The organism is Tateyamaria algicola, assembly GCF_047715485.1.
GTDB lineage: Bacteria > Pseudomonadota > Alphaproteobacteria > Rhodobacterales > Rhodobacteraceae > Tateyamaria.
On the sequence record NZ_CP180422.1, the window covers coordinates 2,843,890 to 2,857,887 of the forward strand.

Below are 13,998 nucleotides of genomic sequence, written 5' to 3' on the forward strand. Positions count from 1 at the left end.
GTCCAGCCCCATTCCTTCGCGGGGGCAGTGCGCTGTTACACGCCACCCGCCACGGCACCAAACCTCTCGACACTTGTGCGCCACACGTCCCGGTTCTTCTTCACGAAATCTGCCAAGCTGCGTGGGCTGCGTCCGGCAACATGCCTCACAGTGTCGGTCACACGGTCTTCCGAACCAGCAGCAATATCCGTGTCCATTGCTGCAAGGGTTGTCGCGTAGGCTTCCGGCAAACCACTGGCCATGTGCCTCGCGGCAAGGTCCGCTGCGCTCAGGTGATGGTGGGTGACCGGGGTTTTCAAGATTTCACTCAGTGTGCGCGCCACCTCGCCATAGCTGAGCGCTTCGGGACCGGTCAGGATCAGGTCGCCAGAGACAAAATCCTGCCGGATCAACGTCTCGACGGCTACAGCGGCGATGTCTTCGGCATCGATGAATCCAACCCGCCCGCTGTCCGTTGCGGTATAGATCGCACCGTGATCGCGGATAGGTGCAAGAAGCTGTCCCTCGGAAAAGTTCTGCATGAACCAGGTGGGACGCAACACCACCCATTCGGGGGCATTATCGCGCAGCCAGGCATGAACGGCGCCCATCATTGGACCGCCGGCGTCCAGCGAAGACGCGCTCAGAAGGACAAAACGTTTCACTCCCATGCGAATGGCCATTTCCATAAACGGGATCATCACCGGTAGTGGATCGGCAACGCCGCTCGGTGCGACGAGGTAGATGCTCGCCACATCCTCCAATGCGGTTGGCCAGGATGTTGCGTCACCCCAGTCAAAGCGAATGTCTTGGGTGGCTTTGGGGGTGCGCGTTGCAATGTGGTGGCGAACGCCTCGCGCGGCAAGTTGCGCAGCGATACGGCGACCGGTTGTTCCGGTGCCGCCTGTGACAAGGACGATATCATGCACGAATAAAGCCCTCCCCAACAGGTTGGGGCACCGCGTCGCCTGTTGCGGCAAGCGTGATCCGAGGATCCCAATAGTCAGCGTAATAGGTGATCTTTCCGTCATGTGTTTCGATCACGGAAATCCACTTTTGATCGTAAGAGGCCCCGGTGCGTCCTTCCCCGCTGCCGCGAAACTCCAGCACAACCTTGTTGGGGTCCGCCATTTCGCTCACGCGCAGATCGAAAAAGTCATCAATGCGGATGAGGTCCGGCAAGGCCATCAGATAACGCCCCAGCGCATCGCGACCATCAATGCGCGCGATGAAGCCTGGTGGCGCGTAAGGCGCTTCAAACACGCAATCCTCTGCGAACAGATCAAGAAAGCTCTGTGCATCCGGATCAATCCGATCACCCAGACCTTTGCGCAGAATATCTGTGAGACCTTCAAAACGGGTTTGCTCAACAGTCATTGACAAATCTCCTTTTTCGATGGAACGGTATCGTATCGACCATATAGGGATATCGTGAATGGAACGCAATCGCTCCGACGAAAAACTGGTGACGGATCGAGCTGCACGCGTGCCAAGCGGGGCAGCAGTAATGCGCACATCGGTCACCGACGCGCTGACCCGCGCGTTCTTTGAGGAATGGGCGCGGACGGGGATCGGTGCGCTCAGTCTGGAGCGCGTTGCCAAGCGGGCAGGTGTTGGCAAGGCAGCACTCTACCGGCGATGGTCTTCCAAACATGACATGGCGATCGACTTGATCCAGGCTGTCGGCCTGACCCTCACACCAATCCCCAACAGCGGGACTTTGGTTGAGGATCTGCGATCGATACTCTTGTCCCTGCGCCGGACCCTTCGGCACCCTCTGATCCGGCGCATTCTGCCGGACTTGCACGCCGAAATGGCCCGCACGAGCGCGCTCAGCGATGCGATCCGCAACACGTTGCAACATGAGCGTCGCGAGAAGGGCGCAGTCATCATCGAGCGGGCCATCGCGCGTGGCGAGTTGCCCCACGACGCGGACCGAGACTTGGCCAACGATGCATTGGCAAGCATTCTCTATTGGCGGATCATCGTCACAGGAGGTCGCATGACACGCCGGGATATCGACAAGATCGCGCAGTTCATTGTTGCGGGACTGTCGGCGCGATGAAGGCCCGGTTTCGGTGCCGGGCCTTCGGTGGTGAACCTGCAAGCGCGCAATCCGATCTTACAGGCGCGCGGCGCGGGTCGCATGGCCTAAGCCTGCTGGGCCAGATGAACAGCGACGCGGGCCGCTGTCCAATCTGATCCGCATCAGGCTGCCAATGCGACAGCATCACTGCCAGCAGGCAGGTGCAGCGGGCAATCCTCATCTGTCACGGCGCGCCAGATGGCCTGAACGACATCCGTGGGGCGGGTGTGTTCATGGGCGGCGTTTGCGATGAAGTCCGCCATCACCTGATCGATGAAGTCCCGATAGTCATCGGGTGTCTCGTTTGCCTCAGCCATCAGCGCGCGCGCGTTGCTGCTGAAGCTGGTGCTTGGGGCCTGTCCAGGCAAGACCAGCCGCGCGCGGATGCCCAACGGTGCCAGTTCCAGCGCAAGACACTCCGTATATGCGTTTACGGCCGCTTTGCTTGCAGTGTAGGCGGCAAGCAGCGGCAGTGGTTTCATCGTTACGCTGGACGACACGTTGACGATCACGCCGGTCCCGCGCGTGCGCATTTGTGGCAAAACAGCCCGGATCATCTCGAAGGTGCCAAAGGTGTTGGTTTCAAAGATGTTGCGAACTGTCGCGTCGGATGTCCCCTCAAAAGCACCAAGCCAGCCGATGCCTGCATTGTTGACCAAGGCGTCGATTGGGCCCGCAGCATCCAACGCGCGGGTGATGCTGTCGCGGTCTGTCACGTCCAGCGGCACAACACGCAGGCGATCCGAGGCGGAAAACAGGTCTGCATCCGGTGTGCGCATTGTGGCAACAACCGACCAGCCCTGATCAAGAAAATGGCGGGCGGTCTCAAGTCCGAACCCTGAAGAGCATCCGGTAATCAATACGGTTTTCATGATGTAGTCTCCTCTGTTTGCGGTGGTGTTACCCATGTTGTCAAACTACGCAGGATTTACTATCATCAAGAGTATCAAAAAAGTTATCGAAAGTCCGGAATGACAGATCCGCTGTCCGAAGTGATCTCGCTTTTGTGCCCGCAGGCACCGTCCACCAAGCTGGTGCATGCCTCTGCGCCGTTTCGGGTGTCCCGCGATGACGTAGAAGCCGCGTTTTATTGCATGCTGTTGGAAGGGCAGGTCAGGCTGGAGGTTGATAGCCATGCGCCGGTCAACTTGAGTGCGGGAAGTTTCGTTCTCATTCCCGACATTGCCCCGTTCGAAGTGTCGAGCCTCGATCCGCCGCCGCCCGCCGGGCTTGTCAGCAATCCCATCGCCGGAACGGATGGGATCACACGGCTTGGTACATCCGACGCACCCGCGACTGTAAAGATGCTGGTTGGGCATTGCAGCTTTGGCAGCTCGGATGCCGAACTCTTGGTCTCACTCTTGCCAGACATGATCCTGATGCAGGGCGAGGATCGACTGGCGACCTTGGCCGCGATGATTCAGGACGAAATGCACAAGGGCCGGCCTGCGCGGGATGCTATTGTGGAACACTTGTTGCAGATCCTGTTGATCGAGGCTTTCCGCTCTACGGCGCAATCTGCCACGACATCCGCGTTGACCAGTGGCCTCACCGACCCGCGAATTGGCCCGGCGCTGCGCGCGATACATGCGGCACCTGATCACGCCTGGACGGTCCCCGAATTGGCACGAGAGGCGGGTCTGTCACGCTCGGCGTTCTTTACCCGGTTCTCCCGGATCATCGGCGTTACGCCTATGGGGTACTTGCTGAACTGGCGGATGACACTGGCAAAACACATGCTGCGCTCTGGCAGTCACGGCATTGCCGAAGTGACAGACAAGATTGGATATGGCTCTGCCAGCGCCTTCAGCACAGCATTTGCTCGCCATGTTGGCGCGGCGCCCGGAAAGTATGCCAGAGTTGCGTCCGCTGACTAGAGTTCCTGGCCGCCCATCGGCTGTGTCTTCTGCCGCTTTGGCTTTAGGCAGACAAACATGCGGAGATGTGTGAGGGGGTGTTGTCGGGAAGAGGAAGGCTCGACATCACCATGAACGCTTCGCCTTTTGTCCGGGACGATGCCGAGGGCTTTTGCGAAAACATTTTGACTATGCAGGCGTAGGCGCGATGCACACTGCGCATGTGAGGCACAGGCACACAAGCCATGAACGGCGCGAGCATCTAACGCAGCAACGCCACCTGCATACGATACCGGTCGCCCGGCTAGGTCAGACAAGACTACATGTCCCGACTAGACCCGCCTTTGTGCATGCTCAAAGGTTTGCCGTTCCGGTCCGTGCAAACCGGTTTGCAGCTTGCCCCACAAGACCAACTGCAGCTGCGCCTCTTTGGCGCCGTATCCGGCGTACAAAAACCGGTGCCGAAGGGTGGGAGTGCCGTTCCGCCCATACGCTTCCGCCACCAAGCCAGATTCTGCCGATACTCCGACGTTCCGTATTTCCTGTTGAAATCAATACGTAAATCTCCAAGAAATCAAGCACAGGTAGAAGAGCAACCATACCAAAACACCGCATTTGATTGATGAAGGTGTTTCTTTTTTCAACGATCGTCCCTTTTCCGAACCAGCACCTGCACGGCCAGCCGAAACCTGGCTTTGCCAAACCAAAACAGCCGCAACAGCTTGCGGCTGACCGACAGGGAGTCTCAACAAAATGTCATCACCACACCACACAAACCACCAATGGTGGTTCGACGATCAATTGCCCAACACTCCAACGGGCCGACACGAAACCTGCGAAGGAGTCCTGAGCGACCACAACACGCTGGGTCAATGTCTGACATGTCAGTTCAGTTTAGGGTCAATCAGGGTGAACATGCACGAGTTGAACATTCAGCCTGACTATCATGCGCCTACGCTCGATGCCGCGAAGGTTTGGGCATCCGCACCGTCGTTTCCTTCAAAGATATGGATTCACAGGCTGCTTCGATTGGCTGGCGTCACTGCACGCAAACCAATCGTTTTGGACGCGAGCAACAGAGCATCAAACCATCGCTCATTCGCCCCAACGACTTGAACTCACGACTCCGGCAACGTTGAAAAAAGGACAGTCTGAACATGTGCATGATGTGTCAACTGGGGTACGGCCCCGAAAATGAGACGTCTTTTGAAAAGGTAGGTTTTCAAAAGACTGGACTACAAGCGAACTTGGTCGAGGCCATATCTCTTGAACAGCAAGTGCCCCAACCGGCGGCGCTTGAAGAAGACCGGGATTTTATCACACCCAACTTCAGTTCCGGCTCCGACGACGACGACGCGGACGCCGAGGATGCGACCGTTGAAGACGTGTTGGATGGCTCGCTTGAAACCTCAAACAGCGCCCAATTCGATACGGGCAACGCCATCGATCCATGGTGGGTCAACGACCAGACCCCCGACAATCCCTTTGGAAAAAGCGAGGATTACGAAGATTACCTCGACTATCTCGGAGCGCTGAACCGCAGCCTGACGCCCGAGATTGCAGCGGAACCGCTCAGGATCAATGTCTCGGAACTCAGCAACCATCCAGATTACCAGGAATCCGCCATAGGCGCGCTGGAGGTTTGGGCATCGGTCACCCCGTTCGAGTTCGTGGTTGTTGATGACACGCCATATGATGAAAACACGGACTGGATGCAGATTGTCAGCCCCGAACTGGGCGAGACGAGCGACGGGAGCGCTTTTTCCAGTGACCGTTACATCAGCGTCGGTCAACGGTTCCACGACACAGAGCCCAATCTGACCGACATTGGCGGCTACGTGTTCGACAGCTTCATTCATGAACTGGGCCACGAATTCGGCCTGAACCATCCCGGCCTTTACAATTACAGCGGCCCCGGTGGCGTGCAGATCAACTATCTCAACAACGCGACCTGGATCTACGACCGGCAGCAATACACCGTCATGTCCTATTTCGACGGGATCGACGTTGGGGAAGACACCCGCTGGTCGGCGTCAACGCCGCTTATGGCAGATATCGAAGCGGTCATCCGCACCTACTTCTCCACCGTCGATGACGATGGCGTACGGACCTATCAGACGATTGACCTCAACACCGGCGACGATGTCTATGGGTTCAACAGCTCGAAATACGGCTACGAACTGACCTCAACAGGTATGCAGCGCGATATTGGTTTCGTGATCCATGACACGGGGGGCACAGACACCATTGATTTCTCCGGCTCGACCGCCGGGACGATCCTGGACATGCGCGCCGGACAGTTTTCGAGCGTGAACGGCCACAACAACAATGTGTCCATCTTTGCCGGCCACAACGCGGACGAGACCGAATACTACATCGAAAACGGTATCGGCAGTCAGTATGACGACATTCTGATCGGCAATGACGGGGACAACGTTCTGGATGGCCGTGGCGGCGGCGACCGCATGGCCGGGAATGGTGGCGACGACACCTACTTTGTTGATTCTGCAGATGATATCGTGCGCGAAGAGGCGGATGGCGGGAATGATACGGTCATCGTGATGTCCAGCGACCTGGACGTGGGCAATATCGCCAATGTCGAAAACATCATCTACATCGACGGCTCGACCGTCGAGGCGGAAGAAAACGAAAGCGAGACGACGCCGACTTCTGGTGACAATACGCTAACCAGCATCCTTATGGGTGACGACACCGACGAGACCATTGATGGGGGTGCGGGTGACAACACGATCTTCGGTCTGGGGGGCGATGACATTCTCATTGGTGGTCGGGATTCCCTTGCCAGCCGCGACATCAACAACACGATTGATGTTGCTGACCTCGAGGATCAGACCGAGAGCGATGACGGCAATGACGCGCTCTATGGCGGTGACGGCAACGACACCATTTTTGGCGGTCAAGGCGACGATCTGCTGGATGGCGGTGATGGCGACGACATGATGAGCGGTCAGGCCGGTATCGACGTCTTCCGGGGCGGTGATGGCGATGACACTGTCGACTACAGCCAGGAAAGCCCGTTCCAACTGCTCGTCAATCTCGAAACCAATGTCGCCAGCGGCGGCACCGCATCGGGCGACACCTTCTACGATATCGAAAACCTGATCGGGTCCGACGACCGCATCGACCGGTTCATTGGAACGTCGGCTGCCAACTATTTCTGGGGTCAGGGCGGTGGTGACGTGTTCAATGGCCGCGATGGCAATGACACGCTGGACGGCGGCAATGACGGCGACATCCTCTATGGTGAGGGCGGCGACGACATGATCATTGGTGGTGCAGGTCAGGACTATCTCGATGGCGGCGAAGGCATCGATACGGTTGTGTACAGAGACAGCTCGAGCGGTGTGACCGTGGACCTCGTCAATGGCACGGCCACGGGCGGAGACGCTGATGGGCCGATACAAATTGTGGGCCGCGGCACGACAATCGACAACGATATCCTAGTTGGCTTTGAAAACGTCATTGGGTCATTCCACGATGACTGGCTGATTGGCGATGACCAGATCAACGAGCTGTTCGGCGGCGCGGGTGATGACCTGCTGACAGGCGGGGAGGGCGCCGATGTGCTGAATGGCGGCATAGGCAGCGACACGGCCGACTATTCGGACGCGACCAGCGGTGTCAGGCTCAACCTGCGGCGCGACACGTCCGAAGGGGACACATATGTGTCGATCGAAAACCTCTCGGGGTCCGGGTTTGACGACCGGCTGAGGGGGGATGACGGTGCCAACGTGCTGACCGGGCAGGGTGGCGACGACACGCTGCGCGGCGGAGAGGGTGATGACACCTTGCTGGGCGATTACGCCTATGCTGGCGATGCGCTGCCAACGCCGGGCCTGGGCACGGGCTATGCCACGCTTGGGCCGGATGCGACGAACAACTCGATCGCGACGGCATTCGACATCTCCGACAACTTCTCTCTGGAAGAAGACCCCAATATCTTCGACTCGACAACGGTGCTGCATACGACTGTCGAAGCGACGGGGAACGGCTTGGGCGGGTACTACAGTATCGACCTGGCCGAGGGGACAATCCTATCGATCGACATTGATGGCATTGAAGATCCGAACGTGCATGACAGCTGGGTCCGGCTGCTGGACAGCAGTGGCGAGATCGTTACCGAAAACGACGATGGCGGTGGCGACCCCGGTTCGACCTCCACCCGCGACTCGAGCACGGTCTATGTCGTTGAGGAAACGGGCACCTACTACATCCTGCAGGGCAGCTGGTCGCCAGACTCGTCGGAAAATGGCTGGGCCGAAACGGTGCCGGAAGGATCGACATATACTCTGAACGTGTCGGTAGAATTCCCACCAGCCCCCGCCGAGCCTGGCGAGGCCGGTGCCGATGTACTGCGCGGTGGCAAAGGCAGCGATCTGCTGGATGGCGGATTGGCGGCCGATACGTTGACAGGCGGCAAGGGCGAGGATTCATTCCGCTTTTCGACAGAGCTTGGCGGTGACAATGTCGATACGATCACGGATTTCTCGGTCGGCGAGGATCTGATCTTGCTCGATAACCTCATCTTTGAAGAGTTGGGCAGCGACGGTGCGCTTTCCTTTGGCGCGCTTCACACGAGCACGACTGGCGTCAGCCGTGATAGCGACGACCGCATCCTCTACGATACCGATGATGGAACGTTGTCCTATGATGCGGATGGTTCCGGCGATGGTGATGCGATTCAGTTCGCGCAACTGAGTAGAAACCTGGACCTTTCGGCGGATGACTTCATTATCATCTGATGCAACTTGGGAGGGGCGCTGGCGAGGCGCCTCTTCCTGCTCTGGCCAATCCGGGCAATGCACCCGCCCTGTAATCAAGGCAACGCAGAGGGAGATCGCGAAATGAAGCCCCCGGTCAATCGCCGAACGCTCCTGACAGTCGCTGGCTCAGCGGCGATCGCGGCTGTGGCGCAATCGGTTGCGGCGCAGGCAAAGGATCTGCGCGGGGAAGTCACATTTGAAAGCGGCAAAACCATTCCCAAAGGCCGCATAAACATCCAGCTCGAGGATCCTGCGAGCCAGAGTGCAGTGCAACGCAGCGCTGCGCAAAAAAGTGTCGCCAGCGATGGGACGTTACAGACAGTCGCGTTTTCCCTCGCACTTCCCTCACGTATGCGCGTGTCGCCGACACTGCAGATCGTCGTGCGTCTGGAGCGCGCGGACGGCTGGCTGCTTGCGCGGGGCAGTGCGACGTTCGACATTGACAGGCCAGTTTCCATCACGCTTCACACGGCGATGTACTGATACGTCGCAACCCGTTTGTTTGGTCAACCGCCTTGGTACGTTGAAGCGACTGCTGGGGAAGTGACAATTCAATGTGCGTCGCCCGTATGTACCCTCACCAACGCACTCGCCATGCCGCGCCTGACCTTTATAAAGGCGTGATAGTCCAGCCATGGTGAACCGGCATTCATGAAACTCGTGATCATCAGCGACACCCACGGGCGTCACGAAGACCTTGGCAGTCTCAGCGGCGACGTCCTTATCCACTGTGGCGATATGGAGAGCTTGTTTCGAACAGATGATCGCGCCGTTGCACAAATGGACGCGTGGTTTGGCCGCCAGCGGTTTGATCACATCCTATGCACAGGTGGAAATCACGACCTGGGCATTGAACGGCAGCTTCGCACCGGGCATCACCAGCCCTTTCGCAATGCGACTTTTCTGAATGACACCGGGCTGACGATAGAGGGCGTCAAGTTCCATGGCGCGCCTTGGGTTCCCGACCTCGACACGCACGCGTTCTTTGCCAACAGCCAAGCGCTGCACATGGCTTGGTCGAAAATCCCTGGCGATGTCGACGTCTTGATCACGCATACACCGCCGGCCGGAATGCTGGATGTTTCAAGCCGCGGGCTGACGTTGGGCTGTCCACATCTCGCAGAGCGGTTGAAGTCGTTGAGGCCGACGCTTCACTGCTTTGGCCACGTGCATGCAAGTTCCGGTCAGCGCAAACGCAGGGGCGTGACATACATCAACGCCAGTTCAGTCAACAGCAACTTCGAAATCGCCAACCCGCCTTTCGAGTTCGAGATTTCGCCGCAGACCTTGCGCACCCGCTCAAGGTTTTGGCGGACCTGAGTGTCTGGCGACGTGTTTCCTGCCCTCAACAGGCCGGATATCCACTCAGAACAGGTGCTTTTCCTTAGCCAAAAGAGCGGCCTGCGTTCGGTTGGAAACGCCCAATTTGGCCAACACATTCTTGACGTGCAGCTTTACCGTAACCTCCTGCACGCCCAGATTTCGGGCGATTTCCTTGTTGGACAGGCCGATGCACAGCTGTTCCAGCGTTTGCATCTCGCGGTCCGACAGGGTGGCAAAGGCGCCCGAAGGCGTGGCGGCGGTCTCAGCCGGTCCGAAGTCAAAGGGAAAATAACGCTCTCCAGACAGGACAAACTTGATCGCATTGACCAGCGAGACGGCTGTCAGCGATTTGGGAATGAACCCGTTTGCGCCGCGCTCCATCGCCTTGTTGGCAACCTCGCGGTTCGCGACGCCGGACATCAGGGCAACCTTGGTTGCGGGAAACGCCTTGCGGGCGCGATCAAGCCCATTCAACCCGTCCATCCCCGGCATGTTGTAGTCAAGGATCAGCAGATCGAAGGAATCGAGCCCGCGCATCACGTCCAGTGCCCCGTCCAGATTGGCGGCGGTTTGAACCTGGAAATCCTCGACGGTTTCCAGATAGGCCGCGATCGTGTCGCGCACCAGATCATGGTCGTCGGCCAAAAGGATATTGGGCATATACGCAGGTTCCTTACACTCAATGCGTTTGCAACGAAAAAATCGGACCAAATCTTGGCGGAACTATACTTTGGTATAGGTGCCTATGCCAATGCTCTACTGACCTTGGTGAACCCAGAATTGTAAGTCATGGATGTCGGATTTGGAGAAGTATCAATGGCACGAAGACACCACTCACGGACTTTTGCCGTTTTGGTCATGCTGTTGCTGAGTTGGATCGCACCAGCTGCAGCACAGCCAGCGATGATGTTGGAAGTAACGGCATCCAGCTCTGAGTCCGGCACCGCCGAGTTCACCCTGGCTGATCTCGACGCGATGGAGCAGGTGACATTCGACACCACAACCATCTGGACCGATGGCAAGGTCAGCTTCTCAGGCGTACCGCTCAAGACCCTGCTTGCAGAGGTCGACGCCGCGGGGACGACCGTCGAAATGGTGGCACTGAACGACTACAAGGTGGCGATGCCGCTGGTGACACTCGAAGACAACGCGCCCATCATCGCGACACGGATGAACGGCGAAACGATGTCTGTGCGAGACAAGGGGCCGTACTGGGTTGTGTTCCCTTACGACCAAGACCCCAAGTACCGGACTGAAACGATCTATGCGTTCAGCATCTGGCAACTCAACCGTTTGAAGGTCGTGGATTGACTTGCGGCATGTGCTTACGGTGACCTCAAACAGGAGGTCGCGTTTGAAGCCCGGGTTGAACCGTTACCGTCTCACGGTGTTAGCAGGTATCTGCCTGCTGACTTTCTTGTTGGCCGTCATGGTCATCAATCTCGTGTCGCAGGTGCGAGGCCTGTCGCGCGCAGCCGAAGACAACATGCAGTGGAGCATTTCGCAGATCGACACCGAGTTTGCGAATCTGGACGCCGCTCTGACCGACCAGATCGCCACGCAAGGCAGGTCCCCCGAACAAATACAGTTGCGTATCGACATCGCGCTAAGCCGTCTGAACATCATCAATTCAGGGCGGGCGGCAGAGATTTTCGGTGAGAGCGCCGAAGCCGCCGCGCTGATCGAACCGATCAATGCCTTTGCCGAGGACGCAGTCGCTATTCTGGATGCGCCCGGCCCATTGGTCGGCGCAGAGCTTGCCACAATGCAGCGCCTCGTGCGCGAGGTTCGCCCTTTTGTGCGCGACATTGCCTTGTTGGGCGTCCGGTTGAGTGGTGAGAGTTCCGAGGAACGGCGGGCGCAGTTTGCCAGCCAGTTATCCTGGACCGGAGGTATCGCGATTGCGCTGCTGATCCTGATGGCGATCCTGATGCTGTGCCTTGACCAGCTTTTGCAGCGTGCCGTGCGCAGGGATGCGGCCCTGTCCGCATCCTCGAAACAGTTGGCTTCGACCGTGGCCGCCTCGCTGGATGCAATTGTCACGGCGGACGATACCGGGCGGGTCACCAACTTCAACGCCGCCGCCGAACGTGTCTTTGGCTGGAGCCGTGACGAAATCGTCGGCCTGACGATGGAGGACACCTTTATTCCTCACCGGATGCGCGACGCGCATCACAACGGGATGAGGCGGTATCTGGACACCGGCAAGCCGCGCGTCGTTGATGCCGGTCGTGTCGAGCTTGCCGCTCTGCGCAAAAGTGGTGAGGAGTTCCCGGTCGAGCTGAACATCACAACCGCGCAGGATGGTGATGACGTCAAGTTCATCGCCTACATCCGCGACATCAGCGCCCGCAAGATCAACGAGCAAAAGCTGATCGACGCCCGCGACAGGGCGGAGCGGACGGACAAAGCCAAGTCACAGTTCCTGACGGTGATGAGTCATGAAATGCGCACGCCGCTGAATGGGATACTCGGTGTGCTTGATCTGCTCAAGACAACGCCGATGGATGAACAGCAGGCCCGCTATGCCCGCATTGCAACGTCTTCCAGCGAGGTTCTGTTGGAACATGTGAACGAGGCGCTCGACATCACGCGGATCGAGACGGGCGAATTGCAACTGACCTTCCAGGACTTTGCACTGACGGACCTGATGCAAGAACTGGTCGACATGTTCGACCCTCTGGCCAAGGAAAAGAACCTGAGTATCAGGCTGGACGTGGAACCCGCGATGCGGGGTCCGTATCACGGGGATTCCGGGCGCATTCGCCAGATCCTGACCAACCTGATCGGCAACGCCATCAAGTTCACCGAAGACGGGGGGATCACATTGCGCGTCAGCGGGATCCATGGCCCGGAGACATCCTCGCTGCGGTTCGAGGTGAGAGATACCGGCATCGGCATTCCCGCCGATCAGCACGAACAGGTGTTCGAGGATTTCTTTGCCCATGCCCGCAGCGAAGGACGCCAGGCGCGGGGCGACGGTTTGGGCCTGTCGATCTCCCGCCGCATTGCGCGGGCGATGGAGGGGGACGTTTCCCTGAAAAGTGACGAAGGCGCCGGGTCTGTGTTCATCCTGACCGTGCCCTTGCGACGCACGGAACCTGTGCGGCGCCAAGATGATGAGCAGGCTCAGACGCAAGCGACGCGCGCGTGCAGCATCCTGATTGTCGAGGATAACAGCATCAACCGCAGTGTTTTGAGCGATATGCTGACCGCCATGGGCCATAACGTGCGCGAGGCGGTGAATGGGGCTGATTGCCTGGACAGGGTCAAGGACGAAGCCTTCGACATCATCTTGATGGACATCAGCATGCCGGTGATGGACGGGATCGAGGCAACCCATCACCTGCGTCGCGGTGGTGGGCCGAATGTCGGTACGCATATCGTCGGCCTGACGGCACATGGGCGCGAAGAGTATCGCGAGCGGGCCGTGGAAGCGGGCATGGACCGGTTTCATACCAAACCCATCCGGCTCGAGGCCCTGCACAACATCATCGCCGAGGTCACCGCGACCCACTTGTCCAAACCGGATGCGACCCACTTTCCCGACGCTTTGGTCGAGATGATCGACATGCTTGGCCAGGCCAAGGTCGCGACAATTTCGGACAGGTTCCTGTCTGAACTGGCGACCTTCTCGGCTGACCTGCGCACGGGCCAAGAAACACCAGACCTGACTGCCCTTGCGGATGCCGCCCACAAGGCCAAGGGCGCGGCATCTTTGCTTGGGCAAGTTGATCTGCAGGATGCGCTGGCCACGCTGGAACAGAATGCGCGGGAAGGCACTTTGACAAAGCGGCAGACCTGGGCCGACACACTTGATGCACGGGCAGCCGCGTCCAGGGCTGTCTTTGACAAAGCCCTGGCCCCCGACAGCGACGCCACTTAAGGCGAGCCACCCTATCCGTCCGGATAGCTGACCCACTCCAATTCTCTACACCCTATACCCTCGCACCCCGGCGCGTTCCGTCCG

Annotated in this window: 11 protein-coding genes; 7 read left to right on the forward strand and 4 right to left on the reverse strand. The window is 58.5% G+C overall.

Features of this window, described 5'->3' with window-relative positions; translation table 11 throughout:
• Nucleotides 1-35: 35 nt before the first annotated feature.
• Nucleotides 36-908: an ergot alkaloid biosynthesis protein gene (locus ACMHLQ_RS16545; RefSeq protein WP_415401795.1), complete on the reverse strand. Its 873-nt coding sequence runs from the start codon at nucleotides 906-908 to the stop codon at nucleotides 36-38.
• Entirely contained in the window at nucleotides 901-1,356 is a 456-nt protein-coding gene (locus tag ACMHLQ_RS16550; protein WP_415401797.1) for a nuclear transport factor 2 family protein, read from the reverse strand. The genes ACMHLQ_RS16545 and ACMHLQ_RS16550 overlap by 8 nt, the downstream gene beginning before the upstream one ends.
• A gap of 58 nt (nucleotides 1,357-1,414) precedes the next feature.
• On the opposite strand from ACMHLQ_RS16550, the gene ACMHLQ_RS16555 reads away from it, so the two are divergent.
• Nucleotides 1,415-2,044: a TetR/AcrR family transcriptional regulator gene (locus tag ACMHLQ_RS16555; RefSeq protein ID WP_415401798.1), complete on the forward strand. Its 630-nt coding sequence runs from the start codon at nucleotides 1,415-1,417 to the stop codon at nucleotides 2,042-2,044.
• Nucleotides 2,045-2,187: 143 nt separating this feature from the next.
• On the opposite strand, the gene ACMHLQ_RS16560 is transcribed toward ACMHLQ_RS16555, so the two are convergent.
• Nucleotides 2,188-2,937 (reverse strand): SDR family oxidoreductase, encoded by a 750-nt coding sequence (locus ACMHLQ_RS16560; RefSeq protein ID WP_415401799.1) that lies wholly within the window; start codon nucleotides 2,935-2,937, stop codon nucleotides 2,188-2,190.
• 99 nt (nucleotides 2,938-3,036) lie between these two features.
• Here ACMHLQ_RS16560 and ACMHLQ_RS16565 point away from each other — a divergent pair, with 99 nt between their 5' ends.
• From ACMHLQ_RS16565 to ACMHLQ_RS16580, 4 genes are all read left to right on the forward strand, one after another.
• A complete protein-coding gene (locus tag ACMHLQ_RS16565) occupies nucleotides 3,037-3,942 on the forward strand; it encodes an AraC family transcriptional regulator (protein ID WP_415401800.1) in 906 nt (301 codons plus the stop codon).
• A 1,421-nt stretch (nucleotides 3,943-5,363) separates the two neighbouring features.
• The gene (locus ACMHLQ_RS16570; RefSeq protein WP_415405299.1) at nucleotides 5,364-8,684 is read left to right on the forward strand and encodes a M10 family metallopeptidase C-terminal domain-containing protein; all 3,321 of its coding nucleotides are present in this window, start codon (nucleotides 5,364-5,366) and stop codon (nucleotides 8,682-8,684) included.
• 102 nt (nucleotides 8,685-8,786) lie between these two features.
• Nucleotides 8,787-9,188 (forward strand): hypothetical protein, encoded by a 402-nt coding sequence (locus ACMHLQ_RS16575; protein ID WP_415401802.1) that lies wholly within the window; start codon nucleotides 8,787-8,789, stop codon nucleotides 9,186-9,188.
• Between the two features lie 168 nt (nucleotides 9,189-9,356).
• Complete coding sequence (locus tag ACMHLQ_RS16580; protein WP_415401803.1) at nucleotides 9,357-10,025, forward strand: metallophosphatase domain-containing protein; 669 nt, start codon at nucleotides 9,357-9,359, stop codon at nucleotides 10,023-10,025.
• 45 nt (nucleotides 10,026-10,070) lie between these two features.
• On the opposite strand, the gene ACMHLQ_RS16585 is transcribed toward ACMHLQ_RS16580, so the two are convergent.
• Complete coding sequence (locus tag ACMHLQ_RS16585) at nucleotides 10,071-10,688, reverse strand: response regulator (protein WP_415401804.1); 618 nt, start codon at nucleotides 10,686-10,688, stop codon at nucleotides 10,071-10,073.
• Between the two features lie 198 nt (nucleotides 10,689-10,886).
• On the opposite strand from ACMHLQ_RS16585, the gene ACMHLQ_RS16590 reads away from it, so the two are divergent.
• Both ACMHLQ_RS16590 and ACMHLQ_RS16595 read left to right on the forward strand, forming a co-directional pair.
• Nucleotides 10,887-11,339 (forward strand): molybdopterin-dependent oxidoreductase, encoded by a 453-nt coding sequence (locus ACMHLQ_RS16590; RefSeq protein WP_415401805.1) that lies wholly within the window; start codon nucleotides 10,887-10,889, stop codon nucleotides 11,337-11,339.
• A 118-nt stretch (nucleotides 11,340-11,457) separates the two neighbouring features.
• Nucleotides 11,458-13,914 (forward strand): ATP-binding protein, encoded by a 2,457-nt coding sequence (locus tag ACMHLQ_RS16595; RefSeq protein WP_415401806.1) that lies wholly within the window; start codon nucleotides 11,458-11,460, stop codon nucleotides 13,912-13,914.
• Nucleotides 13,915-13,998: the final 84 nt, after the last annotated feature.